Genomic DNA, 20,468 nt, shown 5'->3' with positions numbered 1-20,468 from the left:
CGATTTGCCTCAGAAACAGGCGCTCGCCCCCGTACCTGATGTCACCCCGAAGCGCCGAGCGGACGCAGGTCGCATACGCCCTCCACCAGACTTCGCTCCAGCTGGCCTTTCCCGCCATTGGACGCAACGACCCGGAATTCTACGCGGGACAGCTGATGAACGATATAGTCGGAGGCTCACGATTTACCTCACGTCTGTTCCAGGAAGTGCGCGAAAAGCGCGGCCTTGCCTACGGTGTCTCGTCCAGCTTGGAAGGCTACCAGCATTCCAACATGCTTGTCGTGACGACGTCGACGCGCGCCGACAGGGCGGCCGAGACGCTCGACCTGATAACACAACCAATCAACGAGCTGGTGGACACAGGCCCAACAGCGGCCGAACTCGAAGCGAGCAAGAAGTATCTGATCGGCGCCTATGCTATCGACAATCTGGGTTCCTCCAGGTCGATTTCCGCCACGCTTGTCGGGTTGCAGCTCGACAAACTCGGCATGGACTACATCCAGCGCCGCCCGGCCCTCATCGAGCAGGTGATCCTCGACCAGGCAGGGCGGCGGCGAAGAAGCTGCTTTCGGCCGGGCGTTGGCCCGTGACAGCGAATAATCCCACGCTCTACAATAGCTGAAGGACTCGCCGAACTACGTGTGGCTGATCCGATTATGGTGTGGCAGAATGAACGCCTTGAGACTGCCTGCGCGCCCTCGCAGACCAGGTTCTCTCCCGTGATTCGATTTCCCGCCCCGAAGAATGCCGTCGTTCCGAGAAAGTATTCTAACTTTTGCGTATACCAAATACGGGAAAGTTAGAAACTCTTGAATATGATGATTATGCTAGCTTTCCCGTATCTCAGGGAACTTTAGAAATGGCCCTTCACCTCGTTGTGAAAACATCGATAAAACCCGCAGCCACTATCAGGCTGAAACGGGCAAGCTCGTCCAGTTAATGCGCGGCATCTATCTCGATGCCGGGGAGGATATCGAGGCCATGATACTCAAGCACGCCATCGCCAAATACCTGTATCCCAACGCTTACCTCTCGGCGGCGAGCGCTGTGCTTCTCGGCCCGACCCGGGATGGCCGCCTGTTCCTGAGCGGGCGACGAATACAGCGCACGCGCTTGCGCTTGCTGGAAATCATTCAGAACGCAGCTCCCGACCACCCATCAGTCGCTCAAGCGGTTGTCGATGATGGAATGGGAGAATTCCGGATCGACGTCTCCTCGATGCGCCAGCGCTTCCTCGAAGCTTTCCGCCTGCGCAGCGAACACGCGGCATCCATCGGCGAGACGATGCGCGAGGCAATCGCGAACCGCCTCATAGAACAATACGGCAGCGCCCAGGGCGCTGCCGACGCGACATGGGCGCTTGCCGGCGCGAACCAGCGGTATCGCGAGGGCGAGCACGCCGAGCGCTTTTTCCTCCGCCCTCCACTGACCACAGAACCCGCACGCAACGAAGCCGCGCTCGATCTGATCGTGGCGTGGCACGGCTAGGTGCAATGTTTGCCCTCGCGCAGCAAGCCGGCTTTTCCTGACGTCGTCGTCAACCTGGGTCTATGCGACCGAAGGTGGTCGCGTGGGGCCGCGAACTCTGCTCCAATGCCAAGGTCCGAAAGATCAGCTTTACAGGCTCCACCGCGGTTGGCCGACTGCTCATGCGCCAGCGCTCGGACCAGATCAAGAAGGTCAGCCTCGAGCTCGGCGGCAATGCGCCCTTCATCGTCTTCGATGACGCGGATATTGACGCTGCGGTTGACGGCGCGATCCAGGCGAAGTTCCGCAATGCCGGCCAGACTTGCGCGTTTCATCGAACCGGCTTTACGTCCAATCGAGCGTTCACGATGAGTTCGTCGAGAAGTTCGTGGAGAAAGTCCGGCACTTATCGGTTGGCGACGGCTTCGCTCCGGGAGTGGACGTCGGACCACTCATCGACATGCATGCTTTGGCCAAGATCGAGTCCCACATCGCAGATGCCGTTGCCAAAGGTGGGATAATTCGATGCGCGGCCGAACATATCGGCAAGGATGGCACCTTTTTCAAACCCACAGTCTTCACCGAGATCTCCAGCATCATGGCGGTTGCGCAAGAGGAGACTTTCGGGCCGTTGGCGCCGATCATCCGCTTCCACGATGCGGATCAGGTCATCTGTGAGGCAAACGACACGATTACGGGCTCGCCGCCTATTTCCATGCCTCGAACCTGAGGCGTGTCTGGCGCGTGGCCGAGGCATTGGATGGCATGATTGGCATCAATACGGGCGTATGTCTTCGGAAGCGGCGCCCTTTGGCGGCTTGAAGCAGTCCGGCATCGGGCGGGAGGGTTCCCGCCACGGGCTCGAAGACTACCTCGGAATGAAGTACCTCTGCATGGGTGGAATCTAAATGACGTCGCCCCGAGTTTCTCCAGTTTTGGGTTCGTTTCCGGCGTGGGTTGTGCGCTGCTGGGCGGGTGAAGCGACGGGCGCTGGCGCGGAACCTTTCGCATAGCGCAGCGCGAGCGACCGTCGCGGGTTGAAGGTGGTGGCGAACTCGGCCGATGTCTGCCAGGCGATTTGGGAGTGCGGCCGCGCGGTGTTGCAGTCGGCGCGCCACAGGCGATAGCGATGCTTGCCATGCGCATGGAATGCCATTCGACCGGTTCTGATCCGCGCAGGAGAGGATGGCGTTCGAGATGAACTCGCTGGCATTGTCACTGACCAGTGATGAGCCGGTTCAATTCCCGGGCAACCAAGTGCCCTCGACCGTGCTGAATAGCGCGCCTTTGCCATACCGGCGGATTAGCGCGGCCGACCTTACTTCGGCATGATGCGAGCAATTTCTGCACCAGGCGCGCGACGTATGCCACTCCCTCAGATCGCCCAGCGATACGTCTGGGCCTGCATGTTTGCTGCCTTCTGCGATGGCTTGCCGACACTTTCGGCTCGCCGGGTGTGATGATCTTCTTCTGCGTCTTTCCCTCTCGGCGATATTGCCGTTCGGCCGTCCCGACCAAGGCCAAACCTCGGGCCGTTTTCCCGTTCCCGGGTAGAGCTTGAACGTCTCGTCGATGATGTCTCTGGCGTGCTGCGAGCTCAACGCCGAGGCGCTTGGCATCGATGCATGGCGCGACATGATTGCGGCGGTGTCGCACGGGTTCGACGGTTTGGGCTTCAGGATCGTGCGGATGGGCCACGCTTTTCTGGCGGCGCGAAACACGGGCAATGCGCGTTCAAAACCTGACAAAGGCAGAAATTTGTCAGGTTCAATCCAACCGCCATCCGGGCACTACGGAGGTTTTTCAAAGCATATTCATGCACTTGCGCGCTGAGCCCGCTGGCATGGACCTTGCAACGCTTGCAGCAGGACGGTATGCAATGGAGCAGACGAGGATGTTCTCTCCCCTGAACCGTGTGCCGTCTCTGAGAGGGAAATAAGCTCGTGCAGAAAATCTCACAACCTTTGACAACGGCTTTGGAGAACAACGTGGTGTTGCAGATCGAGTCCCCGGCTCCTTCGATTCAAGCGGAAACCTGGCTGCGTGGCGAGCCCCTCACCAGCTTCGAGCCTGGCAAAGTGTACATCGTCGAATTTTGGGCAACTTGGTGCGGTTCGTGTGTGGACGGGATGCCCCATCTGATGCAGCTGCAGGAGAAATACAGGGAAAGCGGCGTTGAGATCGTAGGAGTCGCGGCTAGTGAACGCGCTCCAACGGCCGATGAGGCCCGAAGCACGTTGGACGCTTGGTTGACGGAAAAGTTCCCGAATCTGAACTATCGGATCGCATTCGACTCGACAGGCGAAATGGACAAGCTTTGGATGGAGCCCAGCTTTTCTTTCTGGATTCCCACCAGTTTCGTGGTCGACCGAGACGGCTGCATCGCCTTTATTGGTGCACCGACGGAACTCGATGAGGTCTTGCCGAAGGTGCTTAACGGCAGCTGGCGCACCAGCGATAAAGCAAAATCCGCCGATGCGGAGCGGATCGCGGAAGGCGAACCCATAGCGCGCGAACAAGCGCTGAAGAAGCCGATCAATGACAGATATCGGGCGGCGGTGGAGAAAAAGAATTGGAGGACGGCGCTCTCGGCGATCGAAGAAGGCATCGCCTTGATGCCGGACAACCTCGGTTTCCGCCGTTCTCATGTGAATCTGTTGCTTCACAAAATGAAGGACATGCAGGTCGGCTTGCCCGTCATGCGCCAATTCGTTCGCGACGCGATCAACAGAAACTCCGAGAATTGGATGGTTGCGGCGTTAGACGAGCTCTTCTTTCCGAACTATGACCATTCGCACTTTCCGTCTGCTGAGCGCTTGGCGATGGGAAAACAGCTGTCCGAACACATCCTGGCACTGAATCCCCCGGAAAGCGACAAACGTAAGCTCCTGCCCTATCGTTTGGCAGCCCTCTACTATCACGAGAGCGGCAACAAAGATCGGGCGATCGAGTTGATCGAACTGGCACTGAAGTCGCAGGGCGGTCCGGAGCTTATCCGGGACGAAGATGAACAGCGCGAAATATCCCATTTGCTGCAGTTCCTGGCCTACTTCAAGGGTGAGAAGGTTTGTTACGGCGCTCTGTGTGCGGTTCCAAACAATGGCCGATTCGACAGCTGGTATACCGTTTGCGGCTGACCGCCAGCTTATGTGAGGGACAGAACTGGCCGGGCGGACAGCTCTTGATGCGAACGGCGCAAACCCCGCCCGGCTTGCGAAATCACCTGGGCCGCTCTTTTGGACCTAAGTCCGAAGGACTGCGGCCTTGTACGATGCCCGCCTTTGTTTAGGCGGGCTATGAGCTGAGCTACGGGTTTTGCCCGCTACTAACCGTTCGCCAGCCTGGCGCAGGTGCCTCTCAACACCTCCACCACACCAAGGTTTCATGCCGGTAGCGAATTCGATCTTGGCGGCATGGCCATTAAGCACATGGGAGGGCCTCGCTGGCGGCATGCCTGTGATCTGGTACTGCAGCCCACGCTTGCCTCCGCCAGCGGTTCGATGAGGCAGCCTGTCGCACAATTGATATCAGGACTTCAATGCCGGAACACCGGACCCACCCTCAATTCAATAAATGAGGTGTCGCGTACCACGGTTGGCTGCTTGATCCAGGCAATTCAGGCCGCCGTCATCCTCAATGAGGTGACCTCGACCAGAGCCTCGGCCTTGAATGGCATGATGCAGGTGCATGGGATGGCGGCCACCGTCATTTTCGTCGATCCGAACGGAATTTCTTGCAACCGGTTTGCGGCTTTATCCAACACGCAAGGGCCGCGCTGTCGACAGTCTCCCAACGCACCAAAAAGGCAACTGTGCAGAGCAAGCCTTCTATCCATCAATCTCCCTTTTGAAAATCATCATATCTGTGACCAACACTGCGATATTTTTCGCGGCGGAAGGAGCCAGGCACAGTCATTTCCATGCGCAACAGCATTTCTAAGTTTCTCAGCTCGCCGGAACACGTCGGCGGCCGATGTCGCGCTCCGGGGGAGCTCTATTCCTTTTCGAACAACATCAGATTTGTCGCAGAACTGAGTGAATAGGATCTCGTCCACAAATCCATCATCACTCTTCGCATCGGCGATCACTTGAGAAATCTTCTTTCTTCTTTCGGCGCTAAGCTTCTCCAGCCAGCGGCCCGGCGTTTCGAAGCGTCTCCTTATCGCATCCGCCATGGACGCTGCTCGCACTGGCAATTTCTGCATGTCTGAAATGCTGACGAGACCTTCGGTCTGGCGTCAGGAAACAACTAGCCGACACGGCCTTTGGTCGGCGTCTCGGATGAAGTCTAGAATGCTTGCGTCGGCTCCAACCAACGTCTCTTCTGGAGCGGAAACACGCTCAGAGATTTTTCCACTCGGCGGTGTCGCGTCGAAGAAGCGTTCTGCAAAAGAATAGTCCCCCGAAACCGCCGTCATGAACCACAGGGACATAGCTGTGACGAATTGATATTTCGCGTAGTTACATCGGAAACCGACTCGCAAGTCATAAGATGAGCTCTAGTGTCATTATCATTCCAACCGTAAGGCCTCCCTGTAGCGTGCCAATTTCCGGACTTACGTCGGCGAGTTCTTGATAATCGTTTTTTCCGCACGAAACTTAAGGTCCCATAGGAGAAGGCGAGGAAATCAATGCACGGTAGCAACGACGAGCCTGTCTCTCGAGAAATTGTAGAAGCGAGAATCAATTCTGAGTTCCACGTTTGAAGGCCGATTCCCAGTGCAGCGTCTGGACCCGGAGGCGTCTAGGAATCCAACAGCGGCATTCAACCAGAACCGAAATTCACCCACGTCGAAATGCGCAATGTTCGAGCGTATGGTCTCAGCGGCATGCTTTTCATGGACCCGCGCCAGCTTGCAGATTGTCATTGCCAGCATGATTGGCTGGCTGTTAGCCCGCTCCCACAGGAAGTCGTCGTCTAGAAATGCTGCTTCGTCAGCATCCGAAAACTCGAATCCACTACTGTCCCGTACCTCGGCAAGATTTTCATAGGGATGACTGTGGAAATCACCGATGAGCGTCAAGTGTGGTGCCCATCGATCCATCAGTTCGCTCTTCAGGCGGACAGCCTGATTGTTGGGCTTCACGCTGTTCCGTGATCGCTCGGCTGAAATGCTGAGACTCATAAGATCGACATGGAAATGGGTCGTTCCTTTCGAGTCCTCGCGACTGAAGCCCCAAAGATACCCCAGCGTTTCCAGCTTTGTTCGGCGCGGACGACCATCTCCGAGAACATAGGCTTCCAGTGTGGCAAGCGTAATAGTGTGACGAGCTGCATCAGAAAGGGAAATGGTGAAATTCATCGTGCGTTACCTGAAGGTGCCTCCGATTCGTTTCCGATCAACGGCCAGCCACGATCCTCACGGGGGCTTTGCTGGTCCAAATCGCGACATATCCTTGCATTTCAAAATTCGCAAGATTATAGCGATTGCGGAGGTGCGACATGTCGACTCCCACCATCAGCATCCGTTTGAAAGCGCTGCGCAGACAGCGCAACCTCTCGCAGGAGGAGGCCGCGCGTCTGTTCGGCTTCAAGGACCGCCAGACCATTTCCGCCATCGAGACGGGCGAGCGGCGACTTTCGGCCGAGGAACTCGTTCGCGCCGTCGAAATCTTTCGCGTTCCGCTGGACTTTTTCACCGATCCGTTTCTGCTCGTCGGCGAAGGTAAGTTCTCCTGGCGTCAGAACGGCGTCATCGGTCGTGCCCTACTGGGTTACGAAGAAGACGCGGGCCGCGTGATCGCGGCATTCCGTACGCTCGCGCCACAAGTGGGCAGGGAAGCTCCGCTGCTGAGGTGCTCGCTCGGTCTTTCAAAAGAATCCAGCTACGAGGATGCATCGGCTGCGGGCGACCGGTTCGCCGGCGAATATAAGCTAGGAAACGTGCCTGCCGCTCGCCTCGCCGAGGTCATGGAGCGGGATCTCGGAATGCTGGTCCTGATGGTTGATCCGATCGAAGGCGTGTCGGGCGCCGCCTGCCGCCTGCCGGAACTGGATGTCGTGTTGATCAATCGCCGCGAGGTTGCGGGTCGCCGCCATTTCGACCTCGCTCACGAGCTTTTCCACATCCTCACCTGGGACGCGATGCCGCCGGATCATGTCGAAGATGTCGTGCCCAAGAAACGTAGCCGGGTCGAGCAACTCGCCGACAATTTCGCCTCGGCTCTCCTCATGCCTTCAACTGTGCTTGGCAAGGTTGGCGATTGGTCCGAATTGGCAGGCGACGAACTCATCGTACGGCTGAACGCGGTCGCAGATGAATTGAGGGTCACGGCTTCCGCATTGCGCTGGCGGCTGGTCGGCCTTGACTGGATCGACAAGGATATTGGCAGGGGTATCGCCGAAGATCGCCTTCGCAACAACGGCCGTAGCAAGCCCGCCGAAGAGCCGCTGCTTCCGCTGTTCTCCCCGACGTTCGTCGAGGTGATCGGCAAGGCTGTCAATGAGGGTCGTGTGGCGATGAGGCGCGTATTGCACCTGCTCGGCATCTCGATCGACGATCTTGCGGACCTCTTTGCAGTTCACAGCGTGGAAGCGCCATACGAGTTGTAGGCGGGTGAATGCCGCGGCACCGAAGTTCGTTGCTGGTCGATACCAACGTCATCATCGAGTGCTGGCGTGTGTCGGCATGGAAGGCGCTGACGAGCGGGTACCCGGTGGAGACGGTCGAGATGTGTGAGATCGAAACCCAGACAGGGCTCCAGAGGCGGCGGCCCGAACAGCAGATCGAAGCTAATGTTCTGAGAGAGACACTTAAAGCCGTACATCCGGTCAGCGACATTGAACGCGCGAGCGCGCTATTGCGTGACGACCATATGCGCTTTCTGGACGCCGGAGAGCAGATGCTCTGGACACACCATCACGCGCAGCGACGCTTGGCTCCTTTGCGGTCCGGATAAGGCGAGTCTTCGCGTTGGGCTGCGCCTCGGCTTGCGCGACAGACTGGTCTCGTTGGAGCGGCTCCTCGCCGATATCGGCCATCGTCCGAAGGTCCTGTTAAAGATGCCTATACCCAAAAATGGCTCGACCAGACGCTGCGCAGCTTTACCTTGAGAGACCGACACCATGACGAATTCGCTCGAGGTACGAAACAAGCTGATCGACATCCTCCGCCGCGACCTAGTCGGCCCGAATCCTGACCTTGATCAGAATCTCGCACGCGAAGTTTGACCGAGAAGCAATCGCTGGGACGCCGGGGGCTTTATCGTTCCCGCCTACGACGGTGTTGCGCCTGTGATACCTGACGGCGAGGAAACCATCGAAGAAACCGCCGACGACCTTCTCGCCAGTGAGATGCTGGACTCCGCTGTCGAGGGGGAGGTCGAGGAGAAGGATTCGACTGACCAACCACCGCGGGACAGGTTTCTTCCGTCGTCGATAGGGTTGACGGTGGTTCTTCCGCAAACGGTGAGTCAAGTCACGCTGCGCGCAACATGGGGGAACTATAAGACGGAGCCCCCATTGCCCGATGCGCTCCTCATTCCCGAACTGTCGGGAAAGGGCAAGCCAAAGCCAGAAAAGCCCGAGAACCTCCGTTGGGTTCGGGTTCCCGGCGAAGCCGCGATCGTCCTCGACGTCACTCGGAACCAGTCCGGAATCCTGCTGCCGGAAAGCGCTGACTCAGAGGCCGGGCGGCGGCATCGAAGTCGCCGTTGACACCGTGTGCTCCGTCAAAAGACTCCGGAGGGGGCTGAAGAGCGTCTGCGCGTCATCACCGTCTTCTTGGTAAACCGTCGACGGAGCACAAAGGCTCCGTACAAGGACGTGGCCTACGCGTTCCAGACCCGGATCGAGCTCGAATGTGCGGATGGATTTTATCCGCGCAGCGACCTGTCCACCTACCAGTCCGATGATTTCGACCTTAGGCTGGGCGATCTCCATTATCGCGATGTCCGCGAATATGCCGTTGGTCGCAACACATCTGCAGGCTGGCAAGAACGGCTTGACGCGACGAACGATCCGCTCCCCGTGACGCGTGTTTGGACCGATTTCCTTCCGCAGCAGGAGGTGGAACGTGTCGTCCCGGCAAGGAGCGATGGCGTCGAGTTCGGCATGGAGGCTCTCGCTCGGGCTGCCGTTTCCGGAGCCGAAGCGGTCAGTGCAGCCTTGGATTCACTGCCTGAACTTTACGCCGAGTGGCGGCGGAGTCAGGAAGGACTGATGACAGGGCTTGCGCCGAGACGGCTAAAGACGGGCCAGGCGCTTCTGGAAAATGTTGACACCGCCGGCAGCAGGATTCGCGATGGGATAGATCTCCTTAAGCGTGATACGATGGCGCGTGAAGCATTCGGCCTGATGAATACGGCGATGGCGATGGCCAACCGCCGGCGCGAGGCAGAAGAAGCTGCCGGGCGATGTAGACCCGCCAACATGGCGGCCGTTCCAGCTAGCCTTCGTCCTCCTCAATCTCGTTGGCGTGACCGACCGAAACAGTGGTGAGCGCGAGATCGTCGACCTGCTTTTTTTCCGACCGGCGGCGGCAAGACGGAAGCATATCTTGGACTTGCCGCCTATGCGATTGTGCCGAGGCGGCTCCGCGGATCTGGCGTGCTGGGTGCGGGCATCAGCGTCATCATGCGCTACACGTTACGCCTGCTCACGCCGCTGGTCTCGTCTGCGCGCTCGAACTCCTGCGGACCCATGATGACAATGGCCGGAAGACGCTTGGCGAATGGCCGATCGAGATTGGACTCTGGGTGGGCGGCGCAGCCTCACCGAACAATCCAGCCGCGAAATTCTTCCGGCAAGGACGCCGCGACGACCTGGCTGAAGCGGTACCAGAGCAGACCTAAGACGAAACCCCGGTGCCACTGAAGGCATGTCCCTGGTGTGGTGAGCCCTTCAAGCCAGAGAGCTTCCACTTCACGCCCAACAGGACAGCTCCGCAGAATCTAGTGCTCAAATGCGAGAACGCCGAATGCGACTTCACGCGGGATCGACACCTGCCGGTGCTCGTGGTGGACGAGCCAATTTACCGCCGTCTTCCCGCATTTCTCATCGCCACGGTGGACAAATTTGCCTCCCTTCCATGGATTGGCAAGAGCGGCGCATTCTTTGGACACGTAGATCGGCATGATCCGGACAAGGGGTTCTTCGGCGCGTCTGAGCCAGGCGAAGGTCGCCCCTTCGGAAACGGGCATCGGCTCGATCCGCCGGATCTTGTCATCCAGGACGAACTGCACCTGATCTCTGGCCCGCTTGGAACGGCGGCCGCACTCTACGAAACAGCGATCGACCTGCTGTCGTCGCGGCCGGGTCTTCATGGACTCATTCGTCCAAAAATCGTCGCCTCGACCGCGACCGTCCGAAGGGCGGAGAAACAGATCGCAGCCTTGTTCGATCGTTCGGAGACGGCCGTATTTCCGCCACCCGGCATCCACCGTACCGACAGCTTCTTCGCCAGCACTGTGCCATCGGCACGAGAGCCAGCCCGCCTCTACGTCGGTGTGGCGAGTCAGGGTCGCGGGCTTAAACTCCTCTTTCTTCGGAGCATGCAGACCCTGCTGGCAGGCGCGCAGGCATTGACTTCCAGCCCGACGCAAGAAGGGGAAGATGCCGCCGATCCGTATCTGACAGTGCTCACGTATTTCAATGCGCTTCGCGAGCTTGGGGGCGCTCGTCTGCTCGAATTCTGCACGGTGTCACCGACTGGCGCCGGAGTTGACCCGGGATTAGGAGGAGCACTCGTTGTCGGATTCTCGACGATGTCGGACATGTGACACAACGCTTCCAGAGCGATCGCATTGTTCCGAAACGATTTTCCCAGTTGGCACGTCGGTTGCGGTCCTATGCGCAAAAGCACTGCGATGCCGCACCGACTGGAAGAACTCATCAATGATCACGCTTTTCGAACATGTGGGCGCCGCTACCAACACTGAGCGTTCCCGATCAAACGGAAGCCATTCCACTTTCATTCCTCAGGTCGTTCGGACATGAACGCATTTGATGTCCGTCCAACGCTGGATGCTCCCGACGACGATCCCTATCTCTGGCTTGAAAATGTAGAGGGCGAGCGGGCACTTGCCTGGGCCGCCGGCCAGTCGGCAAAGACCCTAAAGCACTTCGGTGGAACGCAGTTCGAGCGCGACCGCGCGGCTCTGACAGCCATTTTCGACAATCGCGACAACCTTCCCCTGATCGCGCGCCATGGTCAGTACCTCCACAATTACTGGCGAGATGCCGGAAATCCACGCGGACTGTGGCGCCGGACCACCCTTGCCGCCTACATGAAGGCGGATCCCCAATGGGAGCTACTGCTCGATCTGGATGCTCTCGCGGCTAGCGACGGAGAGGATTGGATCTGGGACGGCGCGTCCATCGAGCCGGAGAGACGGGAAAGAGCCGTTCTGCGCCTGTCGCGCGGCGGCAGCGACGCGGTCGTGCATCGCGAATTCGACCTGATCTCTCTGAGCTTTGTCGCCGACGGTTTCAATCTCCCCGAGGCCAAAGGCTACGTTAGTTGGCTGGACCCTGACACGCTTCTGCTTTCCAGTGCGCTTGGTAATGGCATGGCCACCCGCTCCGGCTATGCGCGCACCGTGCGACTGTGGAAGCGTGACGCGGATCCCCTCACCACACCGGTAATCTTCGAGGCCGGGTTCGAGAGCCTCAAGGTGTCTGGTCATTCGGACCGCACCGGCCGCAGCGAGCGCCTTTGGTTCATCGAGAAGCCGGCCTTCTTCGAGGAAATCAGCTGGATCGGCGACAGGAGCGGGCCGAGGAGGCAGATCGATCTTCCTCGTGACGCGTCGTGGCGGGTCTTCGGCGACTGGCTGGCGGTAAGGCCGCGCAAGCCGTGGACGGTGGGAGGCACCACCCATCCCGCCGACGCGCTGATCGTCATCTCGCTTTGCTCTTTCCTCGCCGGCGGACGCCGATTTGAGACCCTGTTTCAACCAGGGGAAAGGCGCTCCCTGCAGTCATTCTTCTGGAATGACGGGAAGCTCATTATCTCTTACCTCATCAATCTCGTACCGCGTTTCGAGATGTTCACTCCCGGCCACCAGGAATGGACGCGCCGAGTCCTGGACACTCTGCCCGCCGAAGGGACTGTCCACGTCTGGTCATTCGATGCGGCAGTTCACGAGGCCAATGGAGAGGTCCTGGTCTGTGCTCAGGATCCGATCACGCCGCCGCAGCTCTTGCTATTCGATCTCAATGCCGCGCCGTCTCTCAGCGCTTCAGCAATCCTGAAGCGCAGCCCGGAGAATTTCGATGCATCCGGACTGGTGGTCACGCGCCACGAGGCAGTCTCTATCGATCATGAGCTGATCCCCTATACGCAGGTTGGTCCGGCGAACGGGAACGGAGATGCTCCGATTCACCTTTCCGCTTATGGCGGGTTCGGCGTATCACTCCTGCCCTACTACAACTCCCCGCTGGGCAAGCTGTGGCTCGAGCGCGGCGGCACGTGTGTCGAGGCGAACATCCGCGGCGGCGGCGAGTTCGGCACCCGCTGGCACGAAGCCGGGCGCAGGGAGGGCAAGCGTCTCGCCCATGACGATTTCGCCGCCGTTGCCGCCGACCTCGTGCGAAGGGGCATCACCCTGCCGAGGCGGATTGCCGCCGAGGGTGGCTCAAATGGCGGCCTGCTGATCGCAAACATGCTGACCCGCTATCCTGAGCATTTCGGGGCTCTGTTCTGCACAGCACCGCTTATCGACATGCGTCGCTACACCAAGCTCTTGGCGGGCGCGAGCTGGATCGACGAATATGGCGATCCGGACAAGGTTCACGATTGGGCTTTCCTGAAGGAAATCTCCGCCTATCACGCCGCAGCGCCGGGACAGCCCTATCCGCCTATCCTGATCGCCACCACGAAACGCGACGACCGCGTCCATCCGGGCCATGCGCGCAAGATGGCCGCAAAACTGCAGGCTCTTGGCTATCCCGCTTACTTCTACGAGGCCAGCGCAGGCGGGCACGGCTGCGGCGAGGACAATCGGGAGCAAGCCGCATTCATCAGTCTAGGCACCAATTTTCTCCGCAGCGCAATCGGCTTCAACGATCACCTTCCGGAGACGGCGGAACGCGTTGCAACGCAAGTGGGGCATTTGAGGTCCATCAACAATTCATTCGAGCAGGAGACGAAATAGTGCAGTGCATCCTTTCTGAACATCAAGGAGTGAATCTCATGGCGAGAACGCGAATGGGCGTAGCGCGGGCAACAGCAGCGGCGGTGGCCCTGATCATGGTGGGACAGCAGGCCGTCGCCGCGGAGCCTGCGCAAGCAGAGACCGTCCTGGCGGAGACGGGAGCCTCGGTCACCGAAGCGCCAATCCCTTGGCAGATCCGCCTGCGGGCGTTGGGCGTCGTTACGAAAGATCTGGGCTACGTTGATACGCTTCCCGGCTCCGGTCTTTCGTATTCGGACACGGTGACGCCGGAACTCGATATCTCGTATTTCTTCACCGACAACATCGCCGCCGAACTCATACTCGGTACCACCTATGCCAACATCGCGGGCCAAGGGACGATCGGAGGGTTGGGCAACATCGGCAAAGTTTGGCTGCTGCCGCCGACGCTCACGTTGCAGTACCATTTTACCGATCTCGGCGCGTTCAAACCTTATGTCGGCGCAGGCGTGAACTACACGATCTTCTACAACCAGGACACTGGCAGCGCTGATGCTCTCAAGGTGAAGAACACGTTCGGCACGGCGCTGCAGGTCGGATTCGACTACATGGTGGACCAGCACTGGGGCCTCAACTTCGACGTGAAGAAGCTTTTCCTGAAGCCGGACTTCGACGTCACGGTGGCCGGCGCGAAGCTGACGGGGAAGGCGGAGCTCGATCCCTGGCTGATAGGCGCAGGTGTCACCTACCGCTTTTGAATATCAGAGTGAAGTCTGCTTCCCGACTGCCGGTTTAAATGAAGGGCGCCTCGCGCGCCCTTTTTTACGGTCGACACTGCAGGGCGAGACCTCATGAAGCCGATTGTCGAGAGGGCGGGGCTCTCTTCCGGCGGACCAAGAAGGTGCACTGGCCAGCAGGCCTCGCGCCTGAGATGGAGGGCTTAGAAGCGCTTTGGATCGGGACGGGCTTTGGTATTGTGGGTGGAATGCTTCAGCCAGACTATTTGCCAGCATCGTCTCCCGGACGTTATGTCTGAGCTTCGTGTCAGCGCAAGGCGAACACGCGACTCCTAGATGCCGACACGATGGCTGGTTCAGCCATGCTGCGACAGTTGCCTGTTTTTTCGGTTCCTTTGCTGTTCGCGCGCTAACCGCAACGCTCCATACTAGTCTCGCGTGCCTGTCCCCGTGGGGCGGGCGACAGAAAGCGATTAGGCCCGCTGAAAGAGGCAGACCGCATCCGAAGGACCGTAACCAAGAGAAGGACCTGAAGCGAGAGCGAAGGTTGCGGCAGGCCGCGGCGGGCCTAAAAGGGAATGCCGACCACCCCACGTCCCAGGAAAAGCTGACAAAAACGCAGCGGCCGACTGTCCAATAGGGTGCGCCCGCGCGAGGGCGAGCTAAATGGCAGGGGCTGCCGGGGGACCTAAGAAAAGCGTGGGCTCACAAGCACCCGGCGCGCGCCATCAGGCCGCCAGCTACTTGGAGGGCGGGGGCATCAGGCCTGTTTGTCGGGCCGAACCAGATCCATGTGGCTGACGCCGAGGGCCAATGCCAGTTCATAGATCGTGATAATTGTCGGATTTCTTCGGCCTTTCTCCAAGCCGCTGATGTACTGCTGACTGAACCCGGAAATCTCCGCAAGCTGCTCCTGCGTCAGGCGCTTCCTTTGCCTGATCCTCTGCACATTCCGTCCGACCAACTTGCGCATATCCATGCACGCAAGCCAGCGGATCAGGCGGCTTGAGTTTATCAACTATAATATGTAATCCACATTTAGCAGGCACAGGGCTTCGCGGGTCCATCGGCCGGAGATAGAATTAGCGATGTTGCAGCCCAGATCGAACACGCCGTTCGCCGACGAGGTCCCCTGGTCGGACCGCATCACGCCCTACGACAAGGACCACTTTACAACCTATATGAGGCTCCTGGACGCCTCAGCCGACAACGCCACTGAAGAGGAAATGGCCCATGTGATCCTCGGCATTGATCCGGCACGCGAACCGGAGCGCGCACGGAACGTTCTTCGCAGTCATCTCGACCGTGCAAACTGGGTGGTGACGAGCGGCTACAAGGATTTGTTCGCCAATTGACGAAATGGGCGGTGCGGTCGCTTCGCTTCAAGCAACGAAGTAGCGCAACCACCATGCATCGACGCATCACCACAGCGCGAATGCCGCTCCAAGATGATCGCGAGGACTTCCAGTCGGCGCGGATGGCCCTGCGCTTCGCTGGTCTCATCGTTTTGTCCTCCGCTCGCCAATGGCTGCTTCCCAGGAAGCGGTGCGGCGGCGAGTCATGACAGGAAGGGGCGCGCCGTCTGAGCCGCACCGCATCCGGAGGACCGGATGGACGACCTACTGAAAGCTCACAGCTGGCTAAGGGTTGCGGGACGCCGCGGCGGGCCTAGAAGGATACGGCGCCACCTGCTGGGAAAGGCACAAACAGAGAGAATTGCGAGAGTCTAACGACGCGCTAGGAGGCGCAGCGGAATGGTCGAGACGCCAGAGCCAAGAAAAGCGGGGATCAATCCACCGGCACACGGCACGCGCGGTGAGGGCGCGGGCGCCCACTACGTGCGCAGGCTCAACAGAATCTCACACGGATCAGCATCGAGGGCCGCAGTTACGTCGAGAAACTCAATGATATCGAGACGCCGCTCGCCACCCTCATATTTCGCCACGAAAGATTGCGGACGACCAAGCTTCTCAGCCACCTGCGCCTGCGTCAGCCCTTTGACATTGCGCAGTGAGATCAACTGGGCCAGAAACCGCTGGTGGCGGGGAGATCGAAGAGATTTGGGCATTTAGGTGAACCGGTCAGGTAGAGACCGGCTCAGCGACTAATCCCCGTTTCGGATTATCCCATTTTGGGATATTCTGCCTTGCATCCAGCGATCAACATGCGAGGTTCGCGGCAGACATGAATCGATCACCGGGAACAGATAGGACTCAAAGCTCAACACTGCTCGACGAAGTCCCTTGGTCTGACCGTCTTACCTCCTACGACAGGGCGCACTTTACCATCTATATGAGGCTCCTGGACGCCTCAGCCGATGAGGCGCCCGAAGAGGAAATGGCCCAACTGATCCTCGGCATTGATCCGGCACTTGAACCGGAGCGCGCCAGGAAGGCGCTTCGTAGTCATCTCGACCGTGCGAACTGGATGGTGACGAGCGGCTACAAGGAATTGTTCGCCAGCTGACAAATTCGCAGTGCTCGGTCATAGAAGCAGGCAGTTCCTGTGGCAGCCACGGTCAGGCTGATCGGGACCTGCACTACAGCCCCGGCAAAATGGCCCCAGTGGCGAGCACAATTAAGTTCCCAGGAAATCGGGTTTGGCAACCGAGCGTCTGACGTGATAGAAGGTTCCGCTCTGTCTGGATGGGTATTAGCCCGGAGCAGCACTCCATATCGTGCCGGCGCTCGACGAAGGGTCCACCTCTTCGCTTTCAAGCCGCATAACCGACAGCCATCGCCCTAAGTTAAGGGTTTAGAGATTACCGGCAGGCAGGTATGCAAGCGGGCCATCCTCGGAAACTATATAACCGCACGACTAGCTCGTCAGCGACGAAACACCCGCTCGAGCACCCATAGACTATGAGCACCGGCGCGGACTGGAAGAATACGGCTGCATCGCCCGAGCCGGCGGAACAGAAGATCTTGGCATCCAGTCAACGCTCGATACAAGGCGTGCGATCGAATGGCCCGAGCACAAGGGGATCAGAAAGCTTCTCAGAGAATTGAGGACCCTTCGGACCCCAAAAGGGCTATAGCCTGATTTTGGGTTCGCACGCCTAGCTTCTTCTTGGCATTGTCCAAATGAAAAGCGATCGTGCGTGGCTTGATACCCAAGATGCGGCCGGTCACCCAGGCTGAATTACCCCGCGCTGCCCACCTCAGGCACTCATATTCGCGGGATGTCAGCGAAATCCCATCCACTGTTCGATCGCTCGGCAATTTGCGGCGAACGCAACGATGAAAGCAGGCCGCCATCAGTTGAAGAGCTTGTTCGTACCGCTCAGCGACCCGAAGAAATACTGGACGAGGCTCATCGGCGGCAAAAGTAACCGCAGCGATGCGGCCGCGGAGATCGACAATTGGGATCGTCAAACCGCAGCAGATGCTGAATTGAGCCGCCTCATCGAATAGCTGCTGTTGAGCCGGCGACATTTTATCGCCTCCGAAATTCGATCCCCAGTGAAACGGGCAGCCGCCATTTCGAGCACGCAAGACCACAGGATCGAGTTTCTCATACTGATTTTCCAGATACTGTCTGGTCCAGCGGGGTGGATAGTTTGAAATTAGCCTCGGTTTGCCGGAAGGCCGTGCTGGCAAGGAGAGGTAGGCAAAGAAGATTAGGTCAAGTCGTCCGGCCGCCTCAGCCATGGCATCCCGGAAATCTGCCTCATCGACACTCTGTGACAGTCTTTCTAGGAATGTCTCGAAAACAAGTGGCATGTCCCTCGTCATCGTCGCGCTCGATTCTTCCTCTTTCTGCACGCCTTCCGGCTGCGTCGTGTATGTCCCGACAAACGTGATTGAATCCGCGGGCGTCGCTGGGCTGACCGGGCTCCAGAATGCTGCCACACTTTCGATCTTCGTCGGTCATCCCAATCATGCTGGGCTCACCCGATGGGCGTCTGGCAGACGCCTCATGATCTCAACAGCTCAATCAGAGAATCTCCATGCATTAAATCATGACCGCCCCTGCACCGACCAAACCAGGAGAAATCATCCTGCGCTGACCAAAAGCCATCATTGACCCCAGCTTTTGCAGGAATTTGGGTCGGCATTAGCATAACAATTCGGATAGCCGCTCATCCCCCACCCGGGGCGCCGTGATCCGCAAAGAAGTGTTGCGATGCTTTCTTTTCTTTGATAGGCAAATCGTCTCAACAATATTAAAATGCCTTTCCTTGTGAACGGGGTGGCGTGTGAGTATCGTCCTTTTATATACCTGACGTGATAAAATTCACCGCAATGATTATTCTGCTCTTTGTGATGTGAAGGAAGATAATCATCGGCATTGCCGCACTTTGGAACCGGCGACCGTGGCCCGCTGCAATGATGTAAAGGGCACGTCTAAGCTCAATCTGCATCGGAACGTGCAGATGACCTTTACCAGACCCTCGATTCCGCACGGGCCATAATGATACTGATTACGTGGGTCAAAAAGGGCGCCCTGCCGGCGGGGAGGTACACCCGCAGGGCGCGCCGCACAGAGGTCCTGGTCGTTGGGCAACAGGACAGCGGCGGCAGATCTGATTCGGTTACAAATCGTGACTGAAATAGCCCGGAGCATGCTCAAGATCAGATATCTGGAATTCAACAGTTTTGGGTCTGCTCGGCGCAGTAGCGCGCAGGGACATGCCTGCCTCCGGACTCGCTCCTTCGCGATCGCAAAATCATACGGCACCCTCGGCCTTCAGCGCGCGATAGGTGGTATCGACCGACTTTACCGTCGCGTCGACAATGATGTCGATCTCTTTTCGGGTAATGATCAGGGGGGGGCATAACCGAGGATGTCGCCATGCGGCATGGCCCGTCCGATGACACCATTCTCAAACAGAGCAGCTGCAGTGCGCACCCCGACCTGAAGGTCGGGTTCGAATGGTATCCTTTGTTTTGGGTCCCGCATCATCTCTACGGCCGACAGGATACCCACTCCGCGAACTTCACCAACGATGGGATGTCCCGCCAGCTCGGCCTTCATCCGGTCTTGCCAATACGGTCCAACATCGCGGACATGCTCCAGAATATTTTTTCTTTAAGCAGTCGAATATTGGCGAGCGCGGCTGCGGCACAAAGCGTGTGCCCCGAATATGTCCAGCCGTGGCCGAGTGCGCCGTGCTTCTCAGTTCCTTGTTCCAAAACCGACCAGACACGGTCGCCAATGATTGACCCGGAGATGGGGAGGTAGGCGGAACTCAAACCCTTTGCGATGGTCACGAAATCCGGACGCATGTTATACAGGTGGGAACCGAACTTCTCGCCGGTTCGCGCGAAGCCACAGACCACTTCATCCGCGATTAGAAGGATATCGTATTTGTCGAGCACCGCTTGAATGGACGTCCAGTACCCTTTGGGGGGCGGCACAATACCTCCTGTCCCAAGTACCGGCTCTCCGATAAAAGCTGCAACCGTTTCCGGTCCTTCGGCCAGGATCAAGGCTTCAAGCTCATCGGCACAGCGCCGGGAGAACGCTTCCTCGCTCTCCTCGACACGCGCCTGGCGGTAATAGTGCGGCGTGGTTGTATGGCGCACCAAATCCAGAGGCAGGTCGAAGAAATTGTGAAAGAAGGGAAGGCCAGTTAGGCTACCCGTGACCAATCCAGACCCGTGATAGCCGCGATTTCGCGAGATGATCTTTTTCTTTTCGGGCCGGCCAAGAATGTTATTATAGTACCAGACCAGCTTGATGTTGGTTTCGTTGGCATCGGAACCGGAGAGGCCGAAATAGACCCTTCGCATGTTCTGACCGAAATACTCGACCACGGCCTCTGCCAACAGGGCGACCGGCTCCGTACCTTGGCTGGCATAGACGTGCGCGAACGGCAATTCGTGTGCTTGCCTGGCAATGGCCTCGGCGATCTCCGTGCATCCATATCCCATGTTGACGCAGTAGAGTCCTCCGAAACCGTCGAGGCTCCTTCGGCCTTCGGTGTCCCAGATATAGACGCCTTCCGCACCGGCCATAATCCTATTTGGCGTTTCGCCTCGGCTGTGCTTGGCCAAATGCGTAGAAGGATGGAAGACGAAGCTTCTATCCTTCTCCCGGAGTTGCTCGGTTCCCAGATTGCTCAAGCGCATGTCCCTCTCCTCGCGATAAATTGGCGGAGGGCACTCGGCCAGCCACCTGTTTAGCAAATAGCATACCGGAAACGTCCCTCGAGTTTCTCGGGAATGCAGGTTATTGGCCGTGGAAT

General features: G+C 58.5%; 17 protein-coding genes and 4 pseudogenes. 14 read left to right on the top strand and 7 right to left on the bottom strand.

All coding sequences use genetic code 11. The features are described from left to right. The first annotated feature begins 38 nt into the window (after nucleotides 1-38). From EJ071_RS40220 to EJ071_RS07280, 3 genes and pseudogenes are all read left to right on the top strand, one after another. Nucleotides 39-590, top strand: coding sequence for an insulinase family protein (locus EJ071_RS40220; RefSeq protein ID WP_335930839.1), 552 nt, complete (start codon nucleotides 39-41; stop codon nucleotides 588-590). A gap of 269 nt (nucleotides 591-859) precedes the next feature. Further along, nucleotides 860-1,485: pseudogene (locus EJ071_RS07285) on the top strand (type II toxin-antitoxin system HipA family toxin); the annotation flags it as partial. Beyond that, nucleotides 1,476-2,375, top strand: a pseudogene (locus EJ071_RS07280) (aldehyde dehydrogenase family protein); the annotation flags it as partial. The pseudogenes EJ071_RS07285 and EJ071_RS07280, both read left to right, overlap by 10 nt. On the opposite strand, the pseudogene EJ071_RS07275 reads toward EJ071_RS07280, so the two are convergent. Further along, a pseudogene (locus EJ071_RS07275) lies at nucleotides 2,372-2,693 on the bottom strand (hypothetical protein); the annotation flags it as partial. The pseudogenes EJ071_RS07280 and EJ071_RS07275 overlap by 4 nt on opposite strands. A 331-nt stretch (nucleotides 2,694-3,024) precedes the next feature. Between EJ071_RS07275 and EJ071_RS07265 the strand changes: the two are divergent. Both EJ071_RS07265 and EJ071_RS07260 read left to right on the top strand, forming a co-directional pair. Continuing rightward, nucleotides 3,025-3,300: a hypothetical protein gene (locus tag EJ071_RS07265; protein ID WP_126097371.1), complete on the top strand. Its 276-nt coding sequence runs from the start codon at nucleotides 3,025-3,027 to the stop codon at nucleotides 3,298-3,300. A 110-nt stretch (nucleotides 3,301-3,410) separates the two neighbouring features. After that, complete coding sequence (locus EJ071_RS07260; RefSeq protein ID WP_245458614.1) at nucleotides 3,411-4,604, top strand: TlpA disulfide reductase family protein; 1,194 nt, start codon at nucleotides 3,411-3,413, stop codon at nucleotides 4,602-4,604. Nucleotides 4,605-5,323: 719 nt separating this feature from the next. On the opposite strand, the gene EJ071_RS39270 is transcribed toward EJ071_RS07260, so the two are convergent. Further along, the gene (locus tag EJ071_RS39270; RefSeq protein WP_245458613.1) at nucleotides 5,324-5,641 is read right to left on the bottom strand and encodes a hypothetical protein; all 318 of its coding nucleotides are present in this window, start codon (nucleotides 5,639-5,641) and stop codon (nucleotides 5,324-5,326) included. Between the two features lie 453 nt (nucleotides 5,642-6,094). After that, nucleotides 6,095-6,769: a hypothetical protein gene (locus EJ071_RS07250; RefSeq protein WP_126097369.1), complete on the bottom strand. Its 675-nt coding sequence runs from the start codon at nucleotides 6,767-6,769 to the stop codon at nucleotides 6,095-6,097. A 140-nt stretch (nucleotides 6,770-6,909) separates the two neighbouring features. On the opposite strand from EJ071_RS07250, the gene EJ071_RS07245 reads away from it, so the two are divergent. From EJ071_RS07245 to EJ071_RS07215, 7 genes are all read left to right on the top strand, one after another. Next, the gene (locus tag EJ071_RS07245; RefSeq protein WP_126097368.1) at nucleotides 6,910-8,019 is read left to right on the top strand and encodes an XRE family transcriptional regulator; all 1,110 of its coding nucleotides are present in this window, start codon (nucleotides 6,910-6,912) and stop codon (nucleotides 8,017-8,019) included. A 29-nt stretch (nucleotides 8,020-8,048) separates the two neighbouring features. Next, nucleotides 8,049-8,366 carry a hypothetical protein gene (locus tag EJ071_RS07240; protein ID WP_126097367.1) on the top strand — a complete coding sequence of 106 codons (318 nt, stop codon included), beginning with the start codon at nucleotides 8,049-8,051 and terminating at the stop codon, nucleotides 8,364-8,366. Nucleotides 8,367-8,700: 334 nt separating this feature from the next. Beyond that, on the top strand, nucleotides 8,701-9,123 hold the full coding sequence (locus EJ071_RS07235; protein ID WP_126097366.1) for a hypothetical protein: 423 nt from the start codon (nucleotides 8,701-8,703) through the stop codon (nucleotides 9,121-9,123). A 6-nt stretch (nucleotides 9,124-9,129) separates the two neighbouring features. Further along, nucleotides 9,130-9,906, top strand: coding sequence for a hypothetical protein (locus tag EJ071_RS07230; RefSeq protein WP_126097365.1), 777 nt, complete (start codon nucleotides 9,130-9,132; stop codon nucleotides 9,904-9,906). A 365-nt stretch (nucleotides 9,907-10,271) separates the two neighbouring features. After that, the gene (locus tag EJ071_RS07225) at nucleotides 10,272-11,186 is read left to right on the top strand and encodes a hypothetical protein (RefSeq protein WP_126097364.1); all 915 of its coding nucleotides are present in this window, start codon (nucleotides 10,272-10,274) and stop codon (nucleotides 11,184-11,186) included. A gap of 213 nt (nucleotides 11,187-11,399) precedes the next feature. Beyond that, on the top strand, nucleotides 11,400-13,562 hold the full coding sequence (locus EJ071_RS07220) for a prolyl oligopeptidase family serine peptidase (protein ID WP_126097363.1): 2,163 nt from the start codon (nucleotides 11,400-11,402) through the stop codon (nucleotides 13,560-13,562). Nucleotides 13,563-13,600: 38 nt separating this feature from the next. Continuing rightward, entirely contained in the window at nucleotides 13,601-14,299 is a 699-nt protein-coding gene (locus EJ071_RS07215; protein WP_126097362.1) for an OmpW family protein, read from the top strand. Between the two features lie 739 nt (nucleotides 14,300-15,038). Here the strand turns inward: EJ071_RS07215 and EJ071_RS07210 are convergent. Beyond that, complete coding sequence (locus EJ071_RS07210) at nucleotides 15,039-15,257, bottom strand: helix-turn-helix transcriptional regulator (RefSeq protein WP_029354714.1); 219 nt, start codon at nucleotides 15,255-15,257, stop codon at nucleotides 15,039-15,041. Between the two features lie 109 nt (nucleotides 15,258-15,366). Between EJ071_RS07210 and EJ071_RS07205 the strand changes: the two genes are divergently transcribed. After that, nucleotides 15,367-15,633: a DUF2285 domain-containing protein gene (locus tag EJ071_RS07205; RefSeq protein ID WP_126097361.1), complete on the top strand. Its 267-nt coding sequence runs from the start codon at nucleotides 15,367-15,369 to the stop codon at nucleotides 15,631-15,633. Nucleotides 15,634-16,112: 479 nt separating this feature from the next. Here EJ071_RS07205 and EJ071_RS07200 read toward each other — a convergent pair whose 3' ends face one another. After that, on the bottom strand, nucleotides 16,113-16,346 hold the full coding sequence (locus EJ071_RS07200) for a helix-turn-helix transcriptional regulator (protein ID WP_126097360.1): 234 nt from the start codon (nucleotides 16,344-16,346) through the stop codon (nucleotides 16,113-16,115). A 116-nt stretch (nucleotides 16,347-16,462) separates the two neighbouring features. On the opposite strand from EJ071_RS07200, the gene EJ071_RS07195 reads away from it, so the two are divergent. Continuing rightward, nucleotides 16,463-16,744: a DUF2285 domain-containing protein gene (locus EJ071_RS07195; RefSeq protein ID WP_126097359.1), complete on the top strand. Its 282-nt coding sequence runs from the start codon at nucleotides 16,463-16,465 to the stop codon at nucleotides 16,742-16,744. A 530-nt stretch (nucleotides 16,745-17,274) separates the two neighbouring features. Here the strand turns inward: EJ071_RS07195 and EJ071_RS07190 are convergent. Together EJ071_RS07190 and EJ071_RS07185 are read right to left on the bottom strand one after the other, a co-directional pair. Further along, complete coding sequence (locus EJ071_RS07190; RefSeq protein WP_126102498.1) at nucleotides 17,275-18,012, bottom strand: LuxR family transcriptional regulator; 738 nt, start codon at nucleotides 18,010-18,012, stop codon at nucleotides 17,275-17,277. Between the two features lie 935 nt (nucleotides 18,013-18,947). Beyond that, nucleotides 18,948-20,352, bottom strand: a pseudogene (locus EJ071_RS07185) (aminotransferase). Nucleotides 20,353-20,468 lie beyond the last annotated feature (116 nt).

It is taken from the genome of Mesorhizobium sp. M1B.F.Ca.ET.045.04.1.1 (genome assembly GCF_003952465.1).
In the GTDB taxonomy this organism is placed as follows: Bacteria; Pseudomonadota; Alphaproteobacteria; order Rhizobiales; family Rhizobiaceae; genus Mesorhizobium; species Mesorhizobium shonense.
The sequence above is the reverse complement of the archived record's forward strand: the minus strand, read 5'-3'. Positions and strand labels throughout refer to the sequence as shown.

Coding starts and splice junctions, on each gene's coding strand:
- EJ071_RS40220 (WP_335930839.1), top strand. CDS start 39: ATGTCACCCCGAAGCGCCGAGCGGACGCAGGTCGCATACGCCCTCCAC.
- EJ071_RS39270 (WP_245458613.1), bottom strand. CDS start 5,641: ATGGCGGATGCGATAAGGAGACGCTTCGAAACGCCGGGCCGCTGGCTG.
- EJ071_RS07250 (WP_126097369.1), bottom strand. CDS start 6,769: ATGAATTTCACCATTTCCCTTTCTGATGCAGCTCGTCACACTATTACG.
- EJ071_RS07245 (WP_126097368.1), top strand. CDS start 6,910: ATGTCGACTCCCACCATCAGCATCCGTTTGAAAGCGCTGCGCAGACAG.
- EJ071_RS07220 (WP_126097363.1), top strand. CDS start 11,400: ATGAACGCATTTGATGTCCGTCCAACGCTGGATGCTCCCGACGACGAT.
- EJ071_RS07215 (WP_126097362.1), top strand. CDS start 13,601: ATGGCGAGAACGCGAATGGGCGTAGCGCGGGCAACAGCAGCGGCGGTG.
- EJ071_RS07210 (WP_029354714.1), bottom strand. CDS start 15,257: ATGGATATGCGCAAGTTGGTCGGACGGAATGTGCAGAGGATCAGGCAA.
- EJ071_RS07205 (WP_126097361.1), top strand. CDS start 15,367: ATGTTGCAGCCCAGATCGAACACGCCGTTCGCCGACGAGGTCCCCTGG.
- EJ071_RS07200 (WP_126097360.1), bottom strand. CDS start 16,346: ATGCCCAAATCTCTTCGATCTCCCCGCCACCAGCGGTTTCTGGCCCAG.
- EJ071_RS07195 (WP_126097359.1), top strand. CDS start 16,463: ATGAATCGATCACCGGGAACAGATAGGACTCAAAGCTCAACACTGCTC.
- EJ071_RS07190 (WP_126102498.1), bottom strand. CDS start 18,012: ATGACGAGGGACATGCCACTTGTTTTCGAGACATTCCTAGAAAGACTG.